The organism is Bradyrhizobium sp. LeoA1Lang (assembly GCF_055413685.1).
In genome coordinates this window covers 22,693-46,950 of the sequence record NZ_JBVAPG010000041.1, presented here as the reverse complement: position 1 = coordinate 46,950, position 24,258 = coordinate 22,693, and the positions used below count along the sequence as shown (strand labels likewise).

Genomic DNA, 24,258 nt, shown 5'->3' with positions numbered 1-24,258 from the left:
GGGCGGGCTCCGCCCGCCCATCACCGAGACTTGACTGCAGAGGTGCGGCTCCCCCGTCACCTCCGCATCCATGCATTCAAGCGTGGTCCGACACATCGCTGTCAAACAGTGGCCGCTCACCTACAATCTGCGGAGCAACTCCCCGTGATGTCAATCGCGCAAGCAAACCGTCCTGCCGCACCTCCTGGCGCGGAATCGGAGTTGCACATGGCGCTTGCATCCTGCCGCGCCGCGCTGATCGCGATCGCGATGTTCAGCGGACTGATCAACCTGCTCAGCCTGACCGGCTCGCTGTTCATGCTGGAAGTCTATGATCGCGTGCTGCCGAGCCGCAGCGTGCCCACGCTTGTCGGTCTCAGCATCATCGCGGCCATGCTGTTCGTCTTCCAGGGCATCCTGGAGCTGACGCGTGGACGCATGCTGCTTCGGATCGGAAACCAGATCGACTGGCGTGTCAGCGACCGCGTCTATGATCTCGTGATACGTCTGCCGCTCCGCACCCGCGGCGGCGGCGATGGGCTGCAGCCGGTCCGCGACCTCGACACCATTCGGTCGGTGCTATCAGGGGCTGGCCTGCCGGCGCTGTTCGATTTGCCATGGCTGCCGATCTATCTCGCGATCTGCTTTGCGTTCCACCCGCTGATCGGCGGCACCGTGCTCGGCGGCGCGCTCGTGCTGGTGATCCTGACGCTGCTCACTGATCGCCTGTCCCGTCGCTCGGTGCAAAGAGCGTCAAACCATGCCGCCGCGCGCAACCGGCTCGCCGAGGCGAGCCGACGCAACGCGGAAGTCCTGGTTGCGATGGGGATGTCCGCGCGTCTGCTCGCGCGCTGGCGCGAGCTCGGCGATGCCTATCGCCGGCAGCAGAAAATCGCCGGCGACATCTCGGGCGGTTTCGGCGTCGTCGGGCGAATGCTGCGCATGATGCTGCAATCAGCCGTCCTTGCGGTCGGCGCCTATCTCGTCATTCACCAGGAGGCATCCGGCGGGATCATCATTGCCAGCTCGATCCTGACCGGCCGCGCGCTCGCGCCCGTCGACCTCGCGATCGCCAACTGGAGGAGTTTCGTTGCGGCGCGCCAGAGCTGGCGGCGTCTTGAGAAACTGCTGGCAGTCATCCCCGGGCCCGCGACCCAGGTGCCGTTGCCCGCACCGAGCCGCACGCTGCTTGCGGAAAAACTGTCCGTCACCGCTCCGGAGTCCGAAAGGGTGCTGGCCGCCGACATCAATTTCGTCCTCAAAGCGGGCAGCGCGCTCGGGATCATCGGCGCCAGCGGATCGGGAAAATCCTCGTTGGTCCGCGCGCTTGTCGGCGCATGGCGGCCGTCGCGCGGTGTCGTCCGATTGGACGGCGCGGCGCTGGAGCAATGTTCCCCCGAGGCGCTCGGAAATCACATCGGATACCTGCCGCAGGACGTCGAACTGTTCGAAGGCACCATCGCCGAGAATATCGCGAGATTTGTCCCAAGCCCGCCGATGGAAACGGTGCTCGCGGCGGCAAACGCGGCCGGCATCCATCAGCTCATCGTCGGCTTGCCGGAGGGATACAACACCCAGATCGGCGAACAGGGCGCGCGCCTCTCCGCCGGCCAAAGACAGCGCGTTGCACTCGCCCGCGCGCTGTATGCCGATCCCTTCCTCGTGGTGCTGGATGAGCCCAACTCAAATCTGGACGCCGAAGGCGAAGAGGCGTTGACCCGCGCGATCCTCGGGGTTCGGGCTCGCGGCGGCATCGTCGTGATCGTCGCGCACCGCTCCAGCGCACTCGCCGCCGTCGACTTCGTGATGACGATGCTCAATGGCAGGCAACAAGCCTTTGGCCCCAAGGATGAAGTGTTCTCGATGCTGACACGACGGGAGTCACCCCCAGCGGGTCCATTCAAGGTCGTTCCTCAATCGGCGGCATCGACATGACCGAGAGCGCATTTCAAGGCGAAGACCGCAGCTTGCGCCATCACCTGATCGGCGGAATAGTCGTCGCGCTCGTGCTGACTGGCGGCATCGGCGGCTGGGCCGCCACCACGGAATTGTCAGGCGCAGTCACGGCGTCCGGATCGGTCGTCGTCGATTCCAATGTCAAGAAAGTCCAGCATCTGACCGGCGGCATCGTCGGAGAATTGCTGGTCCGCGAAGGTGATCATGTCCGTGCCGGAGACACGCTGGTGCGGCTCGATGAGACTGCGCTGCGGGCGGGCCTTGCCATCTACGCGAAAGGGTTGGATGAGATGCGCGCCCGCAAGGCGCGCCTCAGCAGTGAACGCGATGGCGCCGAGCACATCGTGGTCCCACCCGAGCTGCTCGATCGCCCCTCGCCGGAGTTCATCACGGCGCTCGACAGCGAACGCAGATTGTTCGAGCTCAGAGCCGCCGCGCGCAGGGGGCAGAAGTCGCAGCTTCGCCAGCGCATCGCGCAGCTCGAAGATGAAATCCGTGGCTACGCCGCCCTGCAGGAGGCCAAGGCGGAGGAGATCGAGCTGATCCAGCGTGAGCTCACGGGCGTGCGGACGCTGTGGGAGAAGAACCTGATCCAGATGAGCCGGCTAACGGTTCTCGAGCGCGAAGCCGCGCGCCTCAAAGGCGAGCTTGCGCAGTCGATCGCCGCGACGGCGCAAGTGCGTGGCAAGGTCACCGAAATCGAATTGCAGATCATCCAGATCGATCAGGATCTGAGCAGCGAGGTCGCCAAGGAGTTGCGCGAGATCGACGGCAAGATCGGAGAATTCATCGAACGCAAGGTCGCAGCGGAGGATCAGCTCAAGCGGGTCGACATCCGCGCCCCGCAGAATGGGATCGTGCACCAGCTCAGTGTCCACACGGTCGGCGGCGTGGTCAGCCCGGCCGAGCCGGTCATGCTGATCGTTCCGGAGGCCGATCTTCTCACCGTGGACGCCAAGATCTCGCCGGCTGACATCGATCAGCTCCATGTCGGACAGGCGGCGAACCTGCGCTTCTCCGCCTTCAACCAGCGCACCACGCCGGAAATCCAGGGCACGATCAGCCGCATCTCGGCCGACGTGACATCGGACCAGCGCACCGGCCAGAGTTTCTACACCGCGCGGGTGGCAATCACGCCCGAGGAGCTGGCGCGACTGGGAGAAGCGAGACTTCTGCCGGGAATGCCAGCCGAGATCTTTGCCAAGACCTATGATCGCAGCGTGCTGTCTTATTTCGTCAAGCCGCTGTCCGACCAGATCGTGCGGGCTTTCCGCGAGCGCTGAACAATCTTGCTGACCGGTTCAGCGCAGTAGCCGAGCCGGGCGATTCGCGAGGCATCGGTCCGTCGTGCAGGCCCTACTCGACCGGGTGTCCGATCATCGCCGAGAGTTCGCGGACGACACGATCCGACATTTGGCCGGTCACCGGCAGCTTGCGGTCGCGCTCGAACTTGGCGATTGCGGCCTGGGTATCGGAACCGATGGTGCCGGTCGGCTTGAGCTGGCCGTAGCCATATTCGGTGAGCGCGCGCTGGACCGCGGCGATGCGCTTCGATGCCGCACTCTGGGTGGTCTCGCCGCGCGAGGGGATCGGCGCGGGCGGCCGGATGACATTTGCCGGAGCCGGCGGGGCCGACGTCGACTTCAGGACGAGATTGGTCATCGGGTCGGAAGTTTTAGAATCGGAAGTCCTGGAATCGGAAGTCTTGGAATCGGACGCCCTCGGTTCCGCTCTGGGTTCGGCGGGCTTCGCGGGCTCGGCGGGCTTCGCTTCCACAGGCTGGGGTTCAACGGGACGCGCAGCCGCCTCGACCGGCCGCGGACGCGGCAGCGGACTGGTGACGGCAGGCGCCGGCGGCGGCAGCGTCACGACCGAACCGAACATCGGTGATGGATGGCGGCCGGCCTGCAGAAACAGTGCATTGGTGATGATGGCAATGACGGCGCCGGCCGCGAGCACGCCGGCGACCGTGTCCTTCGGACTGTGCAACAGCACGCGCATCAGGACGCCGCGCTCTTCCTCGGCTTCGATCGCAACCGCCTGCGCGCCGCGACGGCGGCGGCGCGGCATCTCCTCATCATCGGCGACTTTTCTAGGCACTCTTCTTCACCTGTTGGGCTTGTTCCTGTAATCCGGATCGCAACGCGGGCTTCAGCGTCGCGATCTTGCCGGAAGGCTCCTGCACCGCCGGCGGCGCAAACGAGAGCGGCAGCGTCACGGTCACAGTGGTGCCTTCGCCAAGCTTGCTCTCTACACTCATCTCGCCCTGGTGCAAGCCGACCAGACCCTTCACGATCGACAGTCCAAGTCCGGTGCCCTCATGACGGCGCTGATAGGTCTTGCCGGCCTGGAAGAAAGGATTGCCGATCTGTTTGAGATCGTCGGCATCGATGCCGACACCGGTATCGGTGACATCAAGCATCAGCCGGGATCCCTCGACCGCAGCCGACACCGTGACGCTGCCGCCGCGCTCGGTGAACTTGATGGCATTTGATACGAGATTGAGCGTGATCTGCTTGAAGGCGCGCGGATCGCCGTTCATCATGGGCAGATCCTCCGGCGCGCGGGTGATCAAGTCGACGCCGTTCTCCCGCGCCTTCAGCGCCAGCAGGTTGCAGCAGTTGAGCAGCGCCGGGCGCGGCGCGAAGGGCTCGGGCGCGATTTCGAAAGTGCCCGTTTCCATCTTGGACATATCGAGGATGCCGTTCACCACCGACAACAGGTGCTGGCCGGAATCACGGATGAGCTGCGCATACTCCTTGCGGCGCGCCGCATCGAGCATCAGCACATCTTCCTGGGCGATCATGTCGGAGAAGCCGATGATGGCATTCAGCGGCGTGCGCAATTCGTGGCTCATGGTGGCAAGGAACCGCGTCTTCGACGCGTCCGCCTGTTCGGCGGCGTTGCGCGCCTGCTCCAGCGCCTCCTGCTGCATCTTGCGATCGGTGACGTCGCGAATCACGGCGACGACTTCGCCCTCGCCAGCGACCTGATCGAGCGGCCGGCAGCGCATCTCGACCCAGATGAAATCCGCCGACTGCATCAAACCGCGCGGCGCCTCCCGCCGCAGGCGGAATTCGACGCTGCGTCCCTCGCCGCCCCGCGCTGCGTCCGACAGCGCAGTGAGATAGGCCGGACGATCGGCGACATGGACGCGATCGAACAGGCCGTGCCCCATCAGCCGCGGCGCCGGCACGCCGAGCATCGCTTCCGCCGCCGGCGAGATGAATTGCACCGCCCCGTTGCGGCTGTGGCGCGACAGCACGTCGCTCATATTGTGCGCCAGGAGGCGGTAGCGCTCTTCCTCGCGATAGAACAGCGCCACGCTGGTGCGCGCGAGCGACTCGGCGCCGAAGGCAAGGCCCGCGGCATAGAGCGTTGCTGAAACGACACCGAACCCGATCAAGGCGCCCTGCAATGGCGCGCTCAGATTTGACGGCGGCAGCAGGTGGAAATGGCCGAGCACGATCAAGGCCGCCGCACATGACATCGCAAGCGCAAAAGCGAACGCCACCACGCGGCGCGAGGCCGACAGCGCCGCCTCGATCGGAACGACGATGAGCCAGACCGCGGCAAAGGATGCGATCCCGCCGGTGGCCGCCGCCACAATCATGACGAAGCCTGCAAGCGCCAGCGACGACAGCACATGCGCGCCTTCATAGCGGCCAGTGCGCGACAGGAACCAGGACAACAGGATCGGCGCGATCAGCCAAGCGAAAGCGGCAACCTCGATCGCGGTCGGCGCGCCGCGCAGCGCCAGATAGACGGGAAATGCAGCGAACGCCGCCAGGCTACCGAGCAGGCGCGGCGCCATGAAGGCGCGATGCCGCGCCCGCGTCAACGCATCATATCTCGCCGACGGATGCAGCAGGGCATCGAGACAATCGCGGATAATACTCAAAACACTCACGGCTTTCGCGCTTTCCGATCCTGCGTCAAAGACGAGTCGGAACGCCCCCTTCATCTTGGACTCACCGTGTCAGAGTGAACTTAAGCGAACGCTAAGGCACAGCGCCCGGCCGCTGGACTCTGTGCCTTCGCACGGCTTTTGCACATCGCAACGGGCGCATTTGGCGCGGATGGTGAACGCGAGGTTTCCGCGATCGATAATCTTATGGTTTCGAAATGGTGGACGAGCGGGGCTCGCGCATCTTGCCGCAGCTCGCTGGCATCAATCGAAAATTTACACCGAATCGAGACGCGTGCGGATTTTGGCGCGCATTTTCCGCGAATTTTCGACGATTTAACTTCAAGGCAAACACTTGCGTTTTATTGACCGCTGCTAGTCACGTGCGAATTGCGGATCAACCGCAAACGAAGATGACGGGGTCGCGAGATGTTTTTCCTGCTGCGCATGGCATTCTGGCTCGGGCTCGTGCTCGTGCTGCTGCCAAGGGACAAAACACCTGAATCGGAAAAGCTGCCGCAGATCGGCGCCGCCGAAGCCGTGCAGGCGGCGACCGCTGCTGTCAGCGACATGGGCCAGTTCTGCAAGCGCCAGCCTGCGGCATGCGAGGTCGGCGGCCAGGCAGCGACCGTGATCGGTCAGCGTGCCACCGACGGTGCAAGGAAAATCTATCAGATCATCATCGACAAGAAGTCGCCGGACCACACCGGCTCGATCGGCTCGCCTGGGGATGCCGAGGTCTCCCTGGTCGCCTCCCGCGACACCCTGACGGCCGACGACCAGGCCATCGAATGGCGGCCGCCGCCCGCGCCGTGACCGCAAAATAAGCCGGAACCGGCTGCATTTTCATCGCATTCGGCCGCCCGCGACCCTATATAACGATTGGAGTGATGGGACGCGGGTGATGATGACGATCGACGAAATCAGGGAGAATTTCTCGCTGCTCGACGAGTGGGACGACCGGTACCGGTACGTCATCGAACTCGGCCGCACCCTTGCACCGATGCCGGAGGAAGAGCATTCCGCAGTCAACAAGGTGCAGGGCTGCGCGAGCCAGGTCTGGCTCTCCAGGAAGATCGACCGCGCCGGCAACGGCGAGCCGCGGCTGCATTATCTCGGCGACAGCGACGCGCATATCGTGCGCGGGCTGATCGCGATCCTGCTGACGCTTTATTCGGACCGCACGCCCAAGGAAATCCTGGCGACGGATGCCGCCGCGATTTTCGATGAGTTCGGGTTCCGCGAGCACCTGACGCCACAGCGCTCCAACGGATTTCGCTCGATGATCGAGCGTATCCGCTCGGATGCCCGCGAGACGCTCGCAACCGCCGCTTCCTAGCTCGTGTATTTGACGCGTTTTATTCAGGCGAACCGGAATCCACTTCGCTCGAAAACGCTATGCTACTTCCGCTTCCGCTGCTGCTGGCCGAGGCCCATCTTCTTGGCGAGCTGTGAGCGCGCTACCGCATAGTTCGGCGCGACCATCGGATAGTCGGCCGGCAGCCCCCATTTCTCCCGGTATTGTTCCGGCGTCATGTTGTACTGCGTGCGCAGGTGGCGCTTCAGCGACTTGAATCGCTTGCCGTCTTCCAGGCAGACCAAATATTCTGACGTAACCGATTTCTTCACGGACACCGCGGGCTTGGCCGGCTCGAGCGGCGCCTCGGTCCGTCCGCTGGCGACCCGCATCAGCGCGGCATGCACCTGGCTGATCAGGTTGGGGATATCCGAGGCCTGGGTCGGATTGTTGCTGAGATAGGCCGATACGATGTTGGCGGTCAGTTCGACAGGGCTTTTGCCTGTGGCATCGGTCATCGCGCAACCTTCTCTTGAGGCTTGGACGTTGGCAACGGGGCGGGACCGCGGACAATATCGGGCTACGCCAATACATCAGCGGAGCCCCGCATTACTTGCTAATATGCGCGGATTACCAGGAATCTAGCAAGAACTACGCAGCCTTTATTTTTCAAGACGCGCGATTGCAAGTATTTCCCGGTCTATGACGAACGCTGCTCGAGATGCGCCCGCAGTTCGTCGATGGAGGCGAAGCGCATCATGCCTTCCGGCATCTGCGCCTCGATCGAACCGTCGGAATAGAGCGAATAGGCCATGCCGTCGACGACGCCCGATTTCAGCACCGTCACCGGCGGCTGCTCCTGCGGCTGCGGCGGACGACGGTCGGCCACCGGCGCGCTGGGGCTCTCGCCTGGGGTCGAGGGCGTGCGCGGCACGCGGCGCGGCGGAAGGTCGGAGGGCCGTTGCCGCTCCGGCCTCGGCCACGTGTCATCGAAGTTCACCTGCTGCGACTCGCCCGATTCGGCGGCCGGCGCCAGTGGATTCGAACGCGGCTCCGGCGAGAGCATGTCGGGGGTCAAAGGCTCGCCTGCGCGCGCCGGGCCCCGTTCGCGCTCCTTGCGCGTGGAAGAGAACATCAGGTTGCGCCGCTTGGGACCTGCCGGGCCAACCTCCGACGGTTCCGCGCCTGGCGGAGTGACGGGCGGCACCTCGTTGCGGGCACGATCGCGCGCGGCGGCCTCGTGATACCAGGGCGGCGGGGTCGCACCAGCCGCCGCCGGTACCACCGGCTCGCCGTCCCCAGAACCTTCTGCCGCTGGTTGACCGCGCCTGAACGGGAATCCACCCTCGGACGCAGCCGCGGCACGCGGTGCAACGGGTGCGTCCGGCGGCAGCGAAAATTCGTGGGGCTCCTCTGCAGGCATCCCGGTACCCAGGCGCCGGGCGAGATTCCGCAGCTCCCGGACATTAAGCCAAAGGCCGAACATGATCAGGCCGGTGCAGAAGCCGAATACACCGGAGAGGATCAGCGTGCTGCCGACGCTGAATTCCTTGTATTGAATGCCATAGCCGATCGCCAGCAGGCCTGCCAAAAGCAGGCCAAAACCCGCGACCAACATCCCGACCATCATCAAACTCACCCCCGAAAACCGCGCCAAATCTATGCGCCGGCCCCTTATTCCACGATACCGTCATATTATGTGCATCGCCAACCAACAATTCCGGAGACGGTTCCTATCCGGATCTTGAACAGGATTACCGCTCCGTTCGCTTCTCAGGGCAACCGCCGGCAACGCGTCCCCCCGTAGATCTACCGGCTACGAATTGATGCCAAATTGCTGCGACGCATCAGTAAATTACGCCACAATTCCCAATTACTCGTTAGTGGAACTGCGCTATATGGATGCCGGGGAATGAGGCCCTAAAGCGCCAGCAGGGCCGAGGGACGCCGGGTCACCAATAGCCATGTCATCCATTACGACTTCTGCCATCGAAACGCCCGCGCGGCGCTCGGTGGAAAAGACTTGCGATGATCTTGCGATCATCGTGCTAAGCGCGGTCGCCCTGATCGCAGGCCTCACGTTCCGCGATTACGGGCTGGGCTGGGACGATTACACCCACGCCGAATACGCCGACCTGCTGCTGCGCATGTATGGTTCCGGCTTCAAGGACACCGGCGCGCTGTCATTCGCCAATCTGTACATGTATGGCGGCGGTTTCGACATGGCCGCGGCGCTCCTGCACAAGGTCATCCCGCTCGAATTGTTCGAAACCCGCCGGCTGCTCGGCGCCGTCGTTGGCGTGATCGGGCTTGCGGTGAGCTGGCGGCTCGGCCGCCGCGTGGGCGGCCCGCTGGCCGGCCTTGCCGCGCTGCTGTTGCTCGCGCTGTGCCCGACCTTCTACGGCCATATGTTCATGAACCCGAAGGACGCGCCATTCGCGGTGGCGATGGTGATCCTGCTGATGGGCCTTGTGCGCCTTGCAGAGGAATATCCGGCTCCCTCGCCGCGCACCATCCTGATCGTCGGGTTTGGCGCCGGGCTTTCGCTCGGCTGCCGGGTTCTCGGCGGTCTCGCATTGATCTACGCCGCGGTGGGTTTCGTGCCGCTGCTGCTTGAAGAAGTCCGCAAGCAAGGCCCGCGCGAGGCGGCGTATCGCTTCGTCCATGTGGTCTACGTGCTGCTGCCCGGGCTGATCTTCGGCTATCTGGTGATGGGCCTGATCTGGCCGTGGTCGATCATGGAACCGGGCCACCCGCTCGAGGCCGTCACCTATTTCTCGCACTTCTTCGAGAAGCCCTGGAAGGAGATGTTCGACGGCGCGCTGGTCTCGGTGCCGGACATGCCGTGGTCCTATCTGCCGACGCTGTTCGCGCTGCAGCTCCCCGAGGTGCTGCTGGGCCTCCTGGTTGCAGCGGTTGTCATGAGCTTGATGTCGCTGTCGCGCGCCGACGTCGCCGCGCGGCGCAAGACCGTCCTGCTGATGCTGACGCTGGCGGCAACGCTGCCGCTGGTCATCGCAATGGTGAAGCGGCCGGCGCTTTATAACGGCATCCGCCATTTCATTTTCGTGATCCCGCCGATGGCGGTGCTGGCGGGCTTTGCCTTCGCCCGCACCATGGACTGGCTCGGCGAAAAGCGTCGGAGCTGGCAGCCGGTGGCGCTCGCCGTCTTCACCTTCGGCCTGCTGTTGCCGCTCAGCGAGATGATCCGGCTGCATCCTTACCAATATACCCACTTCAACCACATTGCCGGCACGGTCCGCGGTGCCGACGACCTGTTCATGCTCGACTACTGGGGCCTGGCCCTGAAGCAGGCTTCCGATGGCCTGCGCGAGCAATTGATCGAGCGGCAGGAAATTCCGCCGCTTAACGGAAAATGGAAGGTCGCCGTCTGCGGCCCGCAGCGCCCGGCGCAGGTTGCGCTCGGCCCGGACTTCACCATCGGCTGGGACAGCCAGTCCGCCGATTTCGCCATGACGCTCGGCGAGTTCTACTGCAAGGGCCTGACCGCGCCCGTGCTGGTCGAGATCAAGCGCGACGATGTCGTGTTCGCCCGCGTCTACGACATCCGCGGCCGCAGCATCTCGAGCCTGCTCGCGATCCCCGCCCCGTAATCTGGCTTCCGCCGGCACCGCATATCAGGCACCCCGAACCTGCCTTGCTGCCGGCTGGCGGCAAGGTTACGCTCACTGCCGACAAATCGACACATGGGAGAAGCCGGTCATGTCGCCAGCGGAAGCTCGCTTGAAGGAAGTGCCGTCGGATATGACGGATGCCGAGTGGCAACAGCGCGTCAACCTCGCCGCCTGCTACCGCCTCGTGGCGCTGTACGGCTGGGACGATCTGGTCGACACCCACATCTCGGCGCGCGTGCCGGGGCCGGAGCATCATTTCCTGATCAATCCGTATGGCCTGATGTTCGAGGAGATCACGGCCTCCAGCCTGGTCAAGGTCGATCTCAACGGCAACCTGCTGTCCAAGACCGACTACAACATCAACCCCGCCGGCTTCACCATCCATTCCGCCATCCACGAGGTGCGCGAGGACGCCGGCTGCGTGCTCCATCTGCACACGCCTGACGGCACCGCGGTCTCGAGCTGCCCGGAAGGGCTGCTGCCGCTGAACCAGACCGCTCAGCTCGTCACCCACGATCTCGCCTATCACGACTATGAGGGCATCGCGCTCGATCATGACGAGCGCCCGCGGCTGCAGCGGGACATCGGCAGCAGGAACCACATGCTGTTGCGCAATCACGGCACGCTGACGGTCGGCCGCTCCGTCGCCTCCGCCTTCGAGCGCATGTACCATTTGGAGCGGGCCTGCACCATGCAGGTGCGCACCCGCATGTTGGGCCCGACCGTCTACCCGGTCGAGCAGTCCGTGATCGACAAGAACACCACGCTGCTCTCCAATCCAGACCGCGCCGAACTGCGCTCGACGACGCTGGTGTGGCCACCCCTGCTCCGCAAGCTCGACCGCATCGACCCGAGCTTCCGCAATTGAATTTTCGGGATTTTGGTGTAAGGTTGCTTCCAACAACCTCTGCACGACCGAATAAAAACGCCGCCCAATTCCGGGCGGCGTTTTAGCTTTTAAGGGTGATGCCGTAGGGTGGGCAAAGCGACTTCTTGCGCCGCCGTTCAAACGAACGCCGGCGGAAGCGTGCCCACCATCAGCACTCCGCTCGCAATGGTGGGCACGCTTCCGCCTGTGCTCGTTTGTACATTGGCGCGTGTAGGCGCTTTGCCCACCCTACGCCTACGCCGCTGAAACTATTTCTGCTCCGCAAGCGCGGCCAGGATGCGGGCCCAGGAGCGGATGCCCTTGTGGAAGCTCTTGAGGTCGTATTTCTCGTTCGGCGAATGGATATTGTCGTCGTCGAGCCCGAAGCCGACCAGAAGCGAATCAAGGCCGAGTGTGCGCTTGAAGTCGGCGACGATCGGGATCGATGCGCCTGATCCCATGAGAACCGCTTCCTTGCCCCACTCTTCCGTCAGCGCGCGCCGGGCGGCGGCGAGCGGCTTCATGTTCCAGTCAAGCGCGATCGCGGGCGCGCTGGAATGGTCGCCGAACTCGACCGAACAATCGGCCGGGATCCGCGAGGTCACATAATCGCGGAACGCCTTTCGGATCTTGGCAGGATCCTGCCCTTCGACCAGGCGGAACGAGATCTTGGCCGAGGCGAGCGACGGGATCACCGTCTTCGAACCTTCGCCGATATAGCCGCCGACGATGCCATTGATGTCGCAGGTCGGGCGCGAGGAGATCTGCTCGATCAATAGACGATCCTTCTCGCCGGCCGGCAGCGAGAGCCCGATCGGCTTCAGGAAGCTCTCTGGCGTCAGGTTGAGCTTCTTCCACTGCTCGAGGACATCCGCCGGCAGGTCCTTCACCCCGTCATAGAAGCCGGGAATGGTGATGCGGCCATTGTCGTCGAACAGGCCGCCGAGAATGCGGGTCAGCACGCGGATCGGATTCTGCGCGCCGCCACCGAATACGCCGGAATGCAGATCACGGTTGGCAGCCTTGATCTTGACCTCGTCATAGACGAGGCCACGCAGCGAGGTGGTGATCGCCGGCGTGTTCGGATCCCACATGCCGGTGTCGCAGACCAGCGCGAAATCGGCCTTGAACTCCGACTTGTTGGCTTCCAGGAAGGGCACGAAATTCTTCGAGCCGACTTCCTCCTCGCCCTCGATCAAGATGGTGATGTCGACCGGCAGCGAACCCGCCACCTGCTTCCAGGCGCGGCAGGCTTCGATGAAGGTCATCAACTGGCCCTTGTCGTCCTCCGCGCCGCGCGCAACGATGATCTTGCGGCCGTCGGCATGGTCGGTGACGACGGGCTCGAACGGCGGACGGTGCCAGAGATCGAGCGGATCGACCGGCTGCACGTCGTAGTGGCCGTAGAACAGCACATGCGGCCGGCCATCCGTGCTGCCATTGGCCTTGGCGACGATGGCCGGATGGCCCGCGGTCGGCCTGACCTCGGCCGCGAAGCCAAGCGTCGCGATATCCTTGGCGAGATGCTCGGCTGCCGCCTTGCAGTCAGCCGCAAAGGCCGGATCGGCCGAGATCGATTTGATCCGCAGCAGCGAGAACAGCCGCTCCAGGCTGTTGTCGAAATCGGCGTCGATGCGGTCGAGGACGGCTTGAAGCTTTGGACTGGACATCGCTGAATTCCCTAGCTGTGGGCGCTGTTGTCACCGAGTTTTAGCCCGCCTGCCGCCGGAGGCAAAGCGCCGGCGGCATCGGCCGCAGGCGAATGCCGCATATGCCAGACCAATCCACCCGCGAGCACGATGGTCGCCACGAGATTGTTACCGTAGGCCTGCACATCGATCGGAAACAGCGGCAGCGACAACAGGAGCAGGCAGCCGGCGACGGCCAGCAGGATCCACGTCCCGGTCCGGACCGCCGGCCGCGGATCAAAGGCGGCGCGGTGCATCAGGACCGTCATCGGGAAGAACAGCCAGAGGAAGTAGTATTGCCGCGCCAGTGGCGAGGCGACCGTCATCAGGCAGAACAGGATGCCGATCTCCTCCGCATCGGACTTTTCAGTCCGGCGCGACGCCGGCGGCATCACCGCGATGTAGCCGAGACCGAGCGCGAGCGAGATCGCCAGCACGATGAGGTTCGACGTCTTGAAGTCGAGATCGACGATGTTCATGTACCGCGCCGGCTTGGCCTTGAACGGATCGTCCTGGTTGTAGTTGACCGGACGCGTCAGCCGATGCGTCATCGCGATGATCGACTGGTTCACCCAGGACCAGTTCTGCTCGTCGCGTTGGCCGAAGCCCTTTTCCGAGCTCGAGCCGACCATGCCCTGATACCAGGTCTTCAATTCCGTGACGTTGTGCTGGACGCCGCGGAACGGCGCCGGCAGCACGAACAAGAACACGGCGAGAAACACCAACGTACTCGCAACCGCCGTCCAGTGCCTGCGCCAGATCAGATAGGGCAATACTGCTATCGGAAACACCTTGATCGCGGTCGCCAGCGCAAACATGCTTCCCGCGAACCACGGCCGGCTCAGCCGCAACAGCCAGAATCCGTACAGCATCATCGCCAGCAGGATCAGATTCGGCTGGCCGAGATCGAACATATCAAAGACAAATGTGAGCGTGACGAGGCCGGGCAGCGCCTCCAACAGCCAGCCCGGCTTGCGGCTCGATCCCGCCATCGCGTGCGATAGCTGCGCCGTCATCCACCAGGCGATGATGTTGAGCAGGGAGAGCGCGAGATAGAGCGCGACCTTGCCGAAATAGCTGGGCACGGCGAGCAGCACCGCCGGCAGCGGCGGGTAGATGAAATCAAAATAGGTATGGGGATCGGCGGGATAGAGATCCTTGCCCTGCAGCACCTGCTGCCCGGCCCAATACCACAACGGATAATCCTTGGTCTTGCCGTGCCCGAAAATCTCGGGAACGAGCACATCGGCGGTCAGCGCGATGCAGCCGAGGAAGAACAGGATGTCGAGCGGTGCCCGAAGCGATGGGTATCTCAGCACAAGCTCGTTCCAGACATCAGCAAGCCGTTGATCCTTTTCATTTCGTGATAACGCAGGGATTGCTTCGCGGAGCCTGTCATCCGGCGGCGCTTCGCGCCGACCGGGTGGCTCGCAATGACGGTGGTTGGAGCGGAGAGCAGTCCCCGTTCGTCATTGCGAGGAGCGGAGCGACAAAGCAATCCATCCCTCGTCACAATCTGGTGTCGCAGCCGACACTACCGCCGCAACAAGCCGCCAAGCGCGCCGCGCACCAGTGCACGTCCGATCGAGCCGCCGACCTGACCGCCGACCGATTTGCCGACGTCGGCCACGATGCCGCCGATCACCTTGTTGGTGACCGAGCGCGTGACGTTGCGCGCGATGACCTGACCGGTCGACAGCCTGCCGCGCCTCACATTGGTGCCAAAGATCGTGGCGGCAATATCGCCGATCTGGCCGAGAATGCCACCGCCTCCGCCAGCTTCAGAGCCGTCCGCCGGCGGCGCCGTCCCTTCGATCCGCTTCTGCAGTATCTCGTAAGCGGATTCGGAATCGATCGCGGTATCGTATTTACCCTTGAACGGGCTTGCGTCGATGATCTTCTTGCGCTCCTCCGGCGTAACCGGCCCGATCCGTGCTGACGGCGGCCGGATCATCACGCGCTCGACCATCGACGGCGTACCGCTTCCTTCGAGGAAGGACACCAGCGCCTCGCCCTTGCCGAGTTCCATGATCACGCGGGCGGTATCGAGCTTCGGATTGGGCCGGAACGTTTGCGCGGCGGCCGCGACCGCCTTCTGGTCGCGCGGCGTGAAGGCACGCAACGCATGCTGCACGCGGTTGCCCAATTGCGCGAGCACCTTGTCCGGCACGTCGATCGGATTCTGGGTGACGCAGTAGACGCCGACGCCCTTGGAGCGGATCAGCCGCACCACTTGCTCGATCTTGTCCAGCAGCGCTTTCGGCGCATCGTTGAACAAGAGATGCGCCTCGTCGAAGAAGAACACCAGCTTCGGCTTCGGCAGGTCGCCGGCCTCCGGCAGTTCTTCGAACAATTCTGAAAGCATCCACAACAGGAAGGTTGCATAGAGCCGCGGGCTCTGCATCAACTTGTCGGCAGCGAGGATGTTGACGATGCCGCGGCCGTCGCTGTCGGTCTTCATGAAATCCTTCAGCGTCAAAGCCGGCTCGCCGAAGAATTTCGCGCCGCCCTGATTTTCCAGCACCAGGAGCTGGCGCTGGATGGTCCCAACGGTCGCCTTGCTGACATTGCCGAAGCTCTGCGCTGCTTTGCGGAGCGGCTCCAGCGGATCTTCCTCATCATCGGCGGCTTTCTTGCCGCCAGACGGCACAATCGCATCCAGAAGCGCGCGCAGATCCTTCATGTCGATCAGTGCAAGTCCGTTCTCGTCGGCGACGCGGAACGCGACGTTGAGAACACCTTCCTGGACGTCGTTGAGATCAAGCATCCGTGACAGCAACAGCGGTCCCATCTCGGTGACGGTCGCGCGCACCGGATGCCCCTGCTCGCCGAACACATCCCAGAACACCGTCGAGAACTGGTCCGGCTGGAATTTCAGCCCCATCTCGCTGGCGCGCTTGACAATGAAGTCCTTGGCCTCGCCGACTTCAGCGATCCCGGACAGATCTCCCTTGATATCGGCGCCAAAGACCGGAACGCCAGCGCGCGCAAATCCTTCCGCCATCACCTGCAGTGTGACGGTCTTGCCAGTTCCCGTTGCGCCGGTAACAAGTCCGTGGCGATTGGCGAGCGCAAGTGTCAGCCACGCCGCTTGTTCGCCCTTACCGATAAAAATCTTCTCGTCCGTATCGGCAATCTTGTTGTCGGAAGTCGCCATCGCATCGCCTCTTCGCGCGTATCGGGAAGGCATCTTCGCCGAACACACCCATCATATTGCATCTTGCCCGTCGATTAAAACTGTCAAGCGCCGCCAGCGCTTTTTTGCCGCCCGGACGTCACACTTCTCATCTTCTCTTTCGCTTGCGAGCCGTTCAAAAAACGATGACGCAACGCGATAGAACAGCGCGATTAGCATAGGTACTCTTGTATTACTGCAACACTTCGCCTGTGATGAGGACGAAAAGTGGGATCATCTGCGCTCGTCGCTTGTAATTCGCAACACAGGCGCTCAAGATCAATTCCCAAGCAAGGTCCGGCGGCAAGCCGGCAGAGGGCGGGGCAAGATGGACGAACTGGTTGGACGGCTGGCCGCCGAGGCCGGCATCGATAGCGCTGTCGCCGAAAAGACCGTCGGCATCGTTCTGGGTTTCCTCCGTCGGGAGGGGCCATCCAGCCAGGTTGAAGCGCTGATCGGCCAGATTCCGGGCGCGGAAGCGGCGATTGCGGCCGCGGACAACAGTGCAGGTCTCGTGCGATTGATGGGCGGCGGATTGATGGCTGTCGGCACCAGGCTGATGGCGCTCGGCCTCAGCATGAATGAGGTTCAGAAGATTGCGCGTGAACTTTTCCGGTTCAGGCGCGACAAACTCGGAGCGGATCAGATGGGCGAGATCGTCGCGGGGACGCCAGGACTCAGCCAATTTGCTTGAACGCACCCTCAGGTTGAGTCATTCAATACCAGACATCATGACATATCCACTTTCCGAGATCGATGGTCTGAGCGCCTATTGCGCCTCGAAATTGAAGGCTCAGGGCATTCGCACCACGGACGCGCTGCTCGAAGCCGCCCGCACCGTCAAGGGACGCAAGGTGCTCGCGGCCAAGACCGGCATCAGCGAACAACAATTGCTCGAATGGGCCAACGTCTCCGACTACATGCGCATTCCCGGGATGGGTAAGGCAAAGGTCGGGTTGGTCCGCGCCGCCGGCGTCACCACCGTTCGCGAACTCGCGCTGCGCAATCCGGCGCGGCTTGCACAGAACATGAAGGACGTGAACACCAAGCGTAAGCTCGTCCGCGTCCTGCCTTCGGAAAAATCGGTCGAGCTCCTGATCGAGCGCGCACGCAAATTGCCGCCCAAGATCACTTACTAGATCATGATCCGATTAGACGGAATCGGATTATGATCTCATCTCTTTGTTTGAGCATGATCTTTTCGGAAAACCGGTTTCCACTTTTCCGGATCATGCTCTAAGCTCGTTCGCTATTCCCAGCTTGACTCGCCGGTGCGGGACGCGCAAATCGACCGGCATGATTGCTGCGATGCAAAGGGACGTCCATTCCGGCGGGACTGCGGTGCTGCCGGCGCTGCTATCCCGGCCCTACCCGGCCGTGATGGGCGTGCTCAACGTCACCCCGGATTCTTTTTCCGACGGCGGCCGGTTTACCGCGCCTGAACAGGCGCTGGCGCAGGCGCGCAAGATGGTCGCCGAAGGCGCCGACATCATCGACATCGGCGCCGAATCCACCCGCCCCTACGGTTCCCAGCCGGTCTCGGTGGAAGAGGAGTTGCGGCGGTTGCAGCCCGTGCTGGCGGATGTCGTCTCGCTCGGCGTGCCCGTATCGATCGACAGCATGAAATCGGACGTCGTGGCCTGGGCGCTCGATCACGGCGCGCTCATCGCCAACGATGTCTGGGGCCTGCAGCGCGATGCCGGCATGGCGCCCTTGGTCGCGGCGCAGCACGTGCCTATCATCATCATGCATAACCGCGACCAGGCCGATCCCTCGATCGACATCATGAAGGGTGTTTCGGCCTTCTTCGCCCGTTCGCTCGACATCGCCGCCAAGGCTGGCATTTCGGCCGACCAGATCGTGCTCGATCCCGGCATCGGCTTTGGCAAGACGCCGCAGCAGAGCATGATGGTGCTGGCGCGGCTCGCAGAGCTTCGCGCGTTCGGCCTGCCGCTTCTCGTCGGCGCCTCGCGCAAGCGCTTCATCAGCACCGTGACGCCGTCGCAGCCGCACCAGCGCATCGGCGGCTCGATCGCGGCGCATCTCATCGCTGCACAGAGCGGCGCGCAGATCATCCGCGCCCACGATGTTGCGGAAACGGTGCAGGCGTTGCGGGTGGCGGCAGCGATCAGGGGCCAGGAATGACCGATACGATCTTCATCACCGGCATCTTCATCCATGCCCGTCACGGCGTGATGGAACACGAGAGCGAAGTCGGGCAGCGCTTCGTCATCGATCTCGAACTCTCCGTCGACCTCTCCGAATCCTCGCGCACCGACAAGCTTGCCGACACCGTGTCCTATTCCAATGTGGTGGCGACCGCGACCGAGGCATTCAAGGATACCAATTACAAGCTCCTGGAGCGAGCCGCGGGCGCGGTGGCGGACGCGGTGCTGTCGACCTTCCCTCGCGTCAGCGCGGTCAAGGTCACCGTGCACAAGCCGCACGCGCCAATCGCCGCGATCTTCGAGGATGTCGGCGTGGTGCTGACGCGCACGCGGCAAACGGCCGCGCATGGCTAGCGCGCTGATTGCATTGGGCGGCAATCTCGGCGACGTCCGCGCGACGTTCAACAAGGCCATTCCGCAAGTTTGCGGCATGACGCAGGCCGCGCTGGTGGCCCGCTCGGCGGACTATGCCACGCCTCCCTGGGGCGACGAACAGCAACCAGGCTTCGTCAATGCCTGCATCGAGATCGAGACCAGCCTCGATCCCCACGCGCTCTTGTTCTGCCTGCAGAAGGTCGAGACCAAGTTCGGCCGCGACCGCTCCCCCGAACGCCGCTTCGGCCCGCGCACGCTCGATCTCGACCTGATCGCCTATGACGATGTCAGGATCGACCGGCCGGAATTGACGCTGCCGCACCCTCGCCTGTTCGAGCGCGCCTTCGTGCTGGTGCCGCTCGCGGAAATCGCGCCCGACCGTGTCATTGCGGGACGCAGGATCAGGGATGCGCTGGCGGCGGTTTCGACCGACGGTATCGTGCGGCTCCCGGATTTCGGTGAGTGACGCGTAGCCCGGGTGGAGCGGAACGCGCAACCCGGGATACCTGCATCAACGTTTGCGAGCGGCCCCGGGTTACGCTAGCGCTTCACCCGGGCTACGGTACCCCAAACTAGGGTTTGGCTTGGCGGCTTCGGCGTGGCAATTTCCGGTCAAACGGCGAGGAAGACTTGAGGAACGATAGGGCGGATGACGACCACGACTGACGATCTGCGATTGGCGGCCGATTTCGCGCCGGCGACTTACGAGGACTGGCGCAAGCTGGTGGACGGCGTCCTGAAGGGCGCGCCGTTCGAGAAGCTGGTCGGCAAGACCTATGACGGGATCAAAATCGAGCCGATCTATCGCCGCGCCACCAATGCCAGCCCGATCGCCGGCCGAGGCCAGGCTGCGCCCTGGCAGATCATGCAGCGGATCGACGATCCCGACCCGCGCCGCGCCAATGCGCAGGCGCTGCATGATCTCGAGAATGGCGCCACCGGCCTCGCGCTGGTCTTCGCCGGCGGCAGTGGCGCCTATGGTTTTGGACTAGAGCCAACGGCCGAAGCCGTCGACAAGGTGCTCGACGGCATCTACCTCGATGCCGGTATCGCGCTGGATCTCCAGATCGGCCCGCAATCACGGATGGCCGCGATCCACGTCGCGGAATATGTGAAGCGCAGGGGATTTGATCCCGCCAAGTGTGACATCCGTTTCGGGCTCGATCCGCTGGCGGCCTGTGCGGTCTGGGGCTTTAGCCCCTATGAGTGGAGCGAGATCGTGCCGGCGGTGACCGGCGCCGTCAAAGGCCTGGTGGCGCTCGGATTCAAGGGGCCTTTCGCCGCTGCAGATGGGCGGGTGATCCATGATGCCGGCGGATCGGAGGTGCAGGAACTCGCCTTCGTGCTGGCAAGCGGGGTCGCCTATCTGCGCGCCCTCGAACAAGCCGGTGTCGCGCTCGAGGATGCCCAAGGCATGGTCTATGCGCGGCTCAGCGCCGATACCGACCAGTTCCTGACGCTGGCGAAATTCCGCGCGCTGCGGCTCTTGTGGGCGCGGGTCGAACAGGCCTGCCGACTGACGCCACGACCACTGTTCATCGCCGCCGACACCGCCTGGCGGATGCTGACGGAGCGCGATGCCTATGTGAACATGCTGCGCGCCACCATGGCCGCCTTCTCGGCGGGGCTTGGCGGCGCCGACGCCGTCACCGTGCTGCCGCACACGCTGGCGCTCGGCCTGCCCGACGACTTTGCCCGGCGCGTTGCGCGCAACACGCAGCTCATTCTCTTGGAAGAGTCCAATCTCGCCAAAGTATCCGATCCGGCGGCGGGCTCCGGCGGCATCGAGGCGCTGACAAAGGAGCTTTGCGAAGCTGCCTGGTTGGCGTTCCAGGAGATCGAAAGAGCCGGCGGCATCTTTGCCGCGCTTCGAGAGAACTTGATCCAGCGCAAGGTCGCCGCTACGCGTGCCGCGCGCGAGGCCAACATCGCCAAGCGTCGCGACGTGCTGACCGGCGCCAGCGAGTTTCCGAACCTGCACGAGGCCGATGCCACGGTGCTGGAAGCAAAGCCGGTTGGGCTACCACCTTATGGCGAGGCCAAATTCAAGTTTGACGCGCTGTCACCGATGCGGCTCGCCGAACCCTTCGAGGCACTGCGCGACAAATCCGACGCAAAGCTGAAGGCGAGCGGGGCGCGTTCAAAAATCTTCCTCGCCAACCTCGGTACGCCTGCAGACTTCACCGCGCGCGCCACCTTTGCGAAGAGCTTCTTCGAGACCGGCGGCATCGAGGCGGTCGACAGCCAGGGATTTTCCGATCCGACAGCACTTGCCGACGCCTTCAAGGCCTCGGGGGCCACGATCGTCTGCCTGTGTTCCTCGGACAAGGTCTATGCGGAACACGCCGCCGCCGCGGCCAAGGCTCTTCAAGCCGCCGGCGCAAGGCATATCTATCTGGCTGGACGGCCGGGGGAGCTGGAAGCCGCACTGCGCGCGTCCGGCGTGACCGATTTCATCTTTGCCGGCTGCGACGCGCCGGCGACGCTGCAGGAAGCCTATAGGCGGATGGAGTGAGCATGACGTCGAGCCAAAAACCCGTTCTGACCGGCGGCTGCCAATGCGGCGCGATCCGCTTTGCGGTAACGGCGGCGCCGACGCGGATCAGCATCTGCCATTGCCGGATGTGCCAGAAGGCCTCCGGCGCGCCGTTCGCCTCCTTCGCCGACATCGAAAAGAACGACTTCGCCTGGACCCGCGGCAAGCCGGCCTCGTTCCGCTCCTCTTCGATCGCCGAGCGCGATTTCTGCGCCGCCTGCGGCACGCCGTTGAGCTTCCGCCGCATCGACGGCCCCCGTATCGAGATCATGACCGGCTCCTTCGACCGGCCCGACATGGTGGCGCCGACCCGGCAATACGGCACTGAATCCCGCCTCGGCTGGGTGGTCGGCATCGCCAACCTGCCGAGCCAGACCACGCAGCAGAATTACGGACCGGAGAAGATGGCGACCATCGTCAGCCACCAGCATCCGGACCATGATTGAGGTAGCCACCACTTTCGATCGCACATGCTATAGTTGATGACCATGAGCCGCATACCTGACTTCGCCGATATCGCGCTTGAGAAAACCGTGTCCGTCGCGCCCACCGGCAGTGCAGACCCTTGGCTGACGCCAGAGGGCATCCCGGTAAAGCCCAGCTATAGCGAGGCCGATCTTCAAGGCATCGACTTTCTCGAGACCTGGCCGGGCATCGCGCCCTATTTGCGCGGCCCCTACCCGACGATGTACGTCAACCAGCCCTGGACCATCAGGCAATATGCCGGCTTCTCCACGGCGGAGGACTCCAACGCCTTCTATCGCCGTAACCTCGCGGCAGGGCAGAAAGGCCTTTCGGTCGCCTTCGATCTTGCCACCCACCGCGGCTATGACTCCGATCATCCGCGCGTCTCCGGCGACGTCGGCATGGCTGGCGTTGCGATCGATTCGATCTACGACATGCGCACGCTGTTCGCTGGCATCCCGCTCGACCAGATGAGCGTGTCGATGACCATGAACGGCGCGGTGCTGCCGGTCCTTGCACTGTTCGTGGTGGCCGCCGAGGAACAGGGCGTGCCGCCGGAGAAATTGTCGGGCACCATTCAGAACGACATTCTGAAAGAGTTCATGGTGCGCAACACCTACATCTATCCGCCGGCACCCTCGATGCGGATCATCTCCGACATCTTCGCTTTCACCTCGCAGCGGATGCCGAAGTTCAACTCGATCTCGATCTCCGGCTATCACATGCAGGAGGCCGGGGCGACGCAGGATCTCGAGCTCGCCTACACGCTCGCCGACGGCGTCGAATATCTGCGCGCCGGCCTTGCCGCCGGCCTCGATGTCGACCGCTTCGCGCCGCGGCTGTCGTTCTTCTGGGCGATCGGCATGAACTTCTTCATGGAAGTCGCCAAGATGCGCGCCGCGCGCCTGCTCTGGGCCAAGCTGCTCAAGCCGTTCAACCCGAAGGACCCACGCTCGCTCTCATTGCGCACGCATTGCCAGACCTCGGGCTGGTCGCTGACGGCGCAGGACGTCTTCAACAATGTGATGCGCACGACCATCGAGGCGATGGCGGCGACGCAGGGACACACCCAGTCGCTGCACACCAATGCGCTCGATGAAGCGCTGGCGCTGCCGACCGACTTCTCCGCCCGCATCGCGCGCAACACCCAGCTCTTCCTGCAGCAGGAAAGCGGCACCAACCGGATCATCGATCCCTGGGGCGGCTCCTATTATGTCGAGCGGCTGACCCGCGATCTCGCCGCAAAAGCCTGGGGCCATATCCAGGAAGTCGAGGAGCTCGGCGGCATGGCGAAGGCGATCGAAGCCGGCGTGCCGAAGCTGCGCATCGAGGAAGCGTCGGCCAAGACCCAGGCGCGGATCGATGCGGGTAAGCAGGCGGTGATCGGCGTCAATAAGTACAGGCCGGAGAACGAGGCGCCGATCGACGTCTTGAAGGTCGACAATACCAACGTGCGGCGGCTGCAGATCGACAAGCTGAAGCGGCTGCGGCAGGAGCGCAATCAGAAGGACGTCGAGCAGGCGCTGATGGCGCTGAGCCGTTCGGCCTCCGAAGGCAACGGCAACCTGCTGGCGCTCGCCATCGACGCCGCGCGTGCCAAGGCGACCGTCGGCGAGATTTCGGATGCCATGGAAAGAGTGTTCGGCCGCCATCGCGCCGAGATCAAGTCCATCACCGGCGTCTACAAGCGGGAGGCAGCCGCCATGTCCAACCGGGTCGAGAAGGTGCAGGCGCTGATCGACGCCTTCGAGGAGGCCGAAGGCCGCCGGCCGCGCATCCTGGTGGCGAAGATCGGCCAGGACGGCCACGACCGCGGCCAGAAGGTGATCGCATCGGCCTTTGCCGACATCGGCTTCGACGTCGATATCGGGCCGTTGTTCGCCACCGCCGACGAAGCGGCGCGACAGGCGGTGGAAAACGACGTGCACATCCTGGGCGTCTCCTCACTCGCCGCCGCGCATCTGACGGCGGTGCCGGAACTGAAGGCCGCGCTGAAGAAATACGGCCGCGAGGACATCATGATCATCATCGGCGGCGTGGTGCCGCCGCAGGACTATGAGGCGCTGTACCAGGCGGGCGCGGAAGCGATCTTCCCGCCGGGCACCGTGATCTCCGACGCCGCCGAAGAGCTGATCCACAAGCTCAACGCCCGGCTCGGCCATAGCGAGGCGGCGGAGTAGTTGATAGACTACTAGCGAAGCCGCTGAGA

General features: G+C 63.8%; 21 protein-coding genes. 14 read left to right on the top strand and 7 right to left on the bottom strand.

Annotation, left to right across the window (positions count from 1 at the left end):
• The first annotated feature begins 207 nt into the window (after window positions 1-207).
• Window positions 208-1,914, top strand: a complete 1,707-nt coding sequence (locus ACZYOF_RS16325; RefSeq protein WP_463716391.1) for a type I secretion system permease/ATPase — start codon at window positions 208-210, stop codon at window positions 1,912-1,914.
• Window positions 1,911-3,218 (top strand): HlyD family type I secretion periplasmic adaptor subunit, encoded by a 1,308-nt coding sequence (locus tag ACZYOF_RS16320; protein ID WP_463716390.1) that lies wholly within the window; start codon window positions 1,911-1,913, stop codon window positions 3,216-3,218. The genes ACZYOF_RS16325 and ACZYOF_RS16320 overlap by 4 nt, the downstream gene beginning before the upstream one ends.
• A gap of 73 nt (window positions 3,219-3,291) precedes the next feature.
• Here the strand turns inward: ACZYOF_RS16320 and ACZYOF_RS16315 are convergent, their stop codons facing one another.
• Window positions 3,292-4,035, bottom strand: coding sequence for a peptidoglycan-binding domain-containing protein (locus tag ACZYOF_RS16315; protein ID WP_463716389.1), 744 nt, complete (start codon window positions 4,033-4,035; stop codon window positions 3,292-3,294).
• Window positions 4,028-5,845: a sensor histidine kinase gene (locus tag ACZYOF_RS16310; protein ID WP_165421488.1), complete on the bottom strand. Its 1,818-nt coding sequence runs from the start codon at window positions 5,843-5,845 to the stop codon at window positions 4,028-4,030. Before ACZYOF_RS16310 ends, ACZYOF_RS16315 begins: the two co-directional genes overlap by 8 nt.
• Before the next feature lie 426 nt (window positions 5,846-6,271).
• On the opposite strand from ACZYOF_RS16310, the gene ACZYOF_RS16305 reads away from it, so the two are divergent.
• Together ACZYOF_RS16305 and ACZYOF_RS16300 are read left to right on the top strand one after the other, a co-directional pair.
• Window positions 6,272-6,658 (top strand): DUF5330 domain-containing protein, encoded by a 387-nt coding sequence (locus ACZYOF_RS16305; RefSeq protein WP_130583383.1) that lies wholly within the window; start codon window positions 6,272-6,274, stop codon window positions 6,656-6,658.
• A 91-nt stretch (window positions 6,659-6,749) separates the two neighbouring features.
• A complete protein-coding gene (locus ACZYOF_RS16300; RefSeq protein WP_394567190.1) occupies window positions 6,750-7,181 on the top strand; it encodes a SufE family protein in 432 nt (143 codons plus the stop codon).
• Between the two features lie 62 nt (window positions 7,182-7,243).
• On the opposite strand, the gene ACZYOF_RS16295 is transcribed toward ACZYOF_RS16300, so the two are convergent.
• Together ACZYOF_RS16295 and ACZYOF_RS16290 are read right to left on the bottom strand one after the other, a co-directional pair.
• A complete protein-coding gene (locus ACZYOF_RS16295) occupies window positions 7,244-7,657 on the bottom strand; it encodes a Ros/MucR family transcriptional regulator (RefSeq protein WP_130583382.1) in 414 nt (137 codons plus the stop codon).
• 182 nt (window positions 7,658-7,839) lie between these two features.
• On the bottom strand, window positions 7,840-8,766 hold the full coding sequence (locus ACZYOF_RS16290) for a DUF308 domain-containing protein (RefSeq protein WP_463716388.1): 927 nt from the start codon (window positions 8,764-8,766) through the stop codon (window positions 7,840-7,842).
• 337 nt (window positions 8,767-9,103) lie between these two features.
• Here ACZYOF_RS16290 and ACZYOF_RS16285 point away from each other — a divergent pair, with 337 nt between their 5' ends.
• Window positions 9,104-10,753 carry a glycosyltransferase family 39 protein gene (locus ACZYOF_RS16285; protein ID WP_463716387.1) on the top strand — a complete coding sequence of 550 codons (1,650 nt, stop codon included), beginning with the start codon at window positions 9,104-9,106 and terminating at the stop codon, window positions 10,751-10,753.
• Window positions 10,754-10,862: 109 nt separating this feature from the next.
• Window positions 10,863-11,642, top strand: coding sequence for a class II aldolase/adducin family protein (locus ACZYOF_RS16280; protein WP_463716386.1), 780 nt, complete (start codon window positions 10,863-10,865; stop codon window positions 11,640-11,642).
• Between the two features lie 269 nt (window positions 11,643-11,911).
• Here the strand turns inward: ACZYOF_RS16280 and ACZYOF_RS16275 are convergent, their stop codons facing one another.
• From ACZYOF_RS16275 to ACZYOF_RS16265, 3 genes are all read right to left on the bottom strand, one after another.
• A complete protein-coding gene (locus tag ACZYOF_RS16275) occupies window positions 11,912-13,312 on the bottom strand; it encodes a M20/M25/M40 family metallo-hydrolase (RefSeq protein ID WP_463716385.1) in 1,401 nt (466 codons plus the stop codon).
• An 11-nt stretch (window positions 13,313-13,323) separates the two neighbouring features.
• Window positions 13,324-14,649 (bottom strand): glycosyltransferase family 87 protein, encoded by a 1,326-nt coding sequence (locus ACZYOF_RS16270; RefSeq protein WP_463716384.1) that lies wholly within the window; start codon window positions 14,647-14,649, stop codon window positions 13,324-13,326.
• 215 nt (window positions 14,650-14,864) lie between these two features.
• Window positions 14,865-16,487, bottom strand: coding sequence for a helicase HerA-like domain-containing protein (locus ACZYOF_RS16265; RefSeq protein WP_463716383.1), 1,623 nt, complete (start codon window positions 16,485-16,487; stop codon window positions 14,865-14,867).
• 346 nt (window positions 16,488-16,833) lie between these two features.
• Here ACZYOF_RS16265 and ACZYOF_RS16260 point away from each other — a divergent pair, with 346 nt between their 5' ends.
• The 8 genes from ACZYOF_RS16260 to scpA all read left to right on the top strand — a co-directional run bounded on the left by ACZYOF_RS16260 (window position 16,834) and on the right by scpA (window position 24,229).
• The gene (locus ACZYOF_RS16260; protein ID WP_463716382.1) at window positions 16,834-17,199 is read left to right on the top strand and encodes a DUF2267 domain-containing protein; all 366 of its coding nucleotides are present in this window, start codon (window positions 16,834-16,836) and stop codon (window positions 17,197-17,199) included.
• A gap of 37 nt (window positions 17,200-17,236) precedes the next feature.
• Window positions 17,237-17,644, top strand: coding sequence for a DUF4332 domain-containing protein (locus ACZYOF_RS16255; RefSeq protein WP_130581099.1), 408 nt, complete (start codon window positions 17,237-17,239; stop codon window positions 17,642-17,644).
• A 169-nt stretch (window positions 17,645-17,813) separates the two neighbouring features.
• A complete protein-coding gene (gene folP, locus ACZYOF_RS16250) occupies window positions 17,814-18,650 on the top strand; it encodes a dihydropteroate synthase (RefSeq protein ID WP_463716381.1) in 837 nt (278 codons plus the stop codon).
• Window positions 18,647-19,027 (top strand): dihydroneopterin aldolase, encoded by a 381-nt coding sequence (gene folB / locus ACZYOF_RS16245; protein WP_130581101.1) that lies wholly within the window; start codon window positions 18,647-18,649, stop codon window positions 19,025-19,027. Before folP ends, folB begins: the two co-directional genes overlap by 4 nt.
• Window positions 19,020-19,514, top strand: coding sequence for a 2-amino-4-hydroxy-6-hydroxymethyldihydropteridine diphosphokinase (gene folK / locus ACZYOF_RS16240; protein WP_130581102.1), 495 nt, complete (start codon window positions 19,020-19,022; stop codon window positions 19,512-19,514). The genes folB and folK overlap by 8 nt, the downstream gene beginning before the upstream one ends.
• A 183-nt stretch (window positions 19,515-19,697) precedes the next feature.
• Window positions 19,698-21,563 carry a methylmalonyl-CoA mutase family protein gene (locus ACZYOF_RS16235; RefSeq protein WP_463716380.1) on the top strand — a complete coding sequence of 622 codons (1,866 nt, stop codon included), beginning with the start codon at window positions 19,698-19,700 and terminating at the stop codon, window positions 21,561-21,563.
• Window positions 21,564-21,565: 2 nt separating this feature from the next.
• On the top strand, window positions 21,566-22,030 hold the full coding sequence (locus ACZYOF_RS16230; protein WP_130581104.1) for a GFA family protein: 465 nt from the start codon (window positions 21,566-21,568) through the stop codon (window positions 22,028-22,030).
• Between the two features lie 42 nt (window positions 22,031-22,072).
• Window positions 22,073-24,229 (top strand): methylmalonyl-CoA mutase, encoded by a 2,157-nt coding sequence (gene scpA / locus ACZYOF_RS16225; RefSeq protein WP_463716379.1) that lies wholly within the window; start codon window positions 22,073-22,075, stop codon window positions 24,227-24,229.
• Window positions 24,230-24,258: the final 29 nt, after the last annotated feature.

What these genes read in the sequence shown, in the direction of transcription:
- ACZYOF_RS16285 (WP_463716387.1), top strand. Translation starts at nt 9,104, where the DNA reads ATGTCATCCATTACGACTTCTGCCATCGAAACGCCCGCGCGGCGCTCG.
- ACZYOF_RS16260 (WP_463716382.1), top strand. Translation starts at nt 16,834, where the DNA reads ATGGACGAACTGGTTGGACGGCTGGCCGCCGAGGCCGGCATCGATAGC.
- ACZYOF_RS16275 (WP_463716385.1), bottom strand. Translation starts at nt 13,312, where the DNA reads ATGTCCAGTCCAAAGCTTCAAGCCGTCCTCGACCGCATCGACGCCGAT.
- ACZYOF_RS16255 (WP_130581099.1), top strand. Translation starts at nt 17,237, where the DNA reads ATGACATATCCACTTTCCGAGATCGATGGTCTGAGCGCCTATTGCGCC.
- ACZYOF_RS16300 (WP_394567190.1), top strand. Translation starts at nt 6,750, where the DNA reads ATGACGATCGACGAAATCAGGGAGAATTTCTCGCTGCTCGACGAGTGG.
- scpA (WP_463716379.1), top strand. Translation starts at nt 22,073, where the DNA reads ATGAGCCGCATACCTGACTTCGCCGATATCGCGCTTGAGAAAACCGTG.
- ACZYOF_RS16280 (WP_463716386.1), top strand. Translation starts at nt 10,863, where the DNA reads ATGTCGCCAGCGGAAGCTCGCTTGAAGGAAGTGCCGTCGGATATGACG.
- ACZYOF_RS16320 (WP_463716390.1), top strand. Translation starts at nt 1,911, where the DNA reads ATGACCGAGAGCGCATTTCAAGGCGAAGACCGCAGCTTGCGCCATCAC.
- ACZYOF_RS16265 (WP_463716383.1), bottom strand. Translation starts at nt 16,487, where the DNA reads ATGGCGACTTCCGACAACAAGATTGCCGATACGGACGAGAAGATTTTT.
- ACZYOF_RS16295 (WP_130583382.1), bottom strand. Translation starts at nt 7,657, where the DNA reads ATGACCGATGCCACAGGCAAAAGCCCTGTCGAACTGACCGCCAACATC.
- ACZYOF_RS16325 (WP_463716391.1), top strand. Translation starts at nt 208, where the DNA reads ATGGCGCTTGCATCCTGCCGCGCCGCGCTGATCGCGATCGCGATGTTC.
- ACZYOF_RS16290 (WP_463716388.1), bottom strand. Translation starts at nt 8,766, where the DNA reads ATGGTCGGGATGTTGGTCGCGGGTTTTGGCCTGCTTTTGGCAGGCCTG.
- ACZYOF_RS16235 (WP_463716380.1), top strand. Translation starts at nt 19,698, where the DNA reads ATGACGACCACGACTGACGATCTGCGATTGGCGGCCGATTTCGCGCCG.
- folB (WP_130581101.1), top strand. Translation starts at nt 18,647, where the DNA reads ATGACCGATACGATCTTCATCACCGGCATCTTCATCCATGCCCGTCAC.
- ACZYOF_RS16305 (WP_130583383.1), top strand. Translation starts at nt 6,272, where the DNA reads ATGTTTTTCCTGCTGCGCATGGCATTCTGGCTCGGGCTCGTGCTCGTG.
- ACZYOF_RS16230 (WP_130581104.1), top strand. Translation starts at nt 21,566, where the DNA reads ATGACGTCGAGCCAAAAACCCGTTCTGACCGGCGGCTGCCAATGCGGC.
- folK (WP_130581102.1), top strand. Translation starts at nt 19,020, where the DNA reads ATGGCTAGCGCGCTGATTGCATTGGGCGGCAATCTCGGCGACGTCCGC.
- folP (WP_463716381.1), top strand. Translation starts at nt 17,814, where the DNA reads ATGCAAAGGGACGTCCATTCCGGCGGGACTGCGGTGCTGCCGGCGCTG.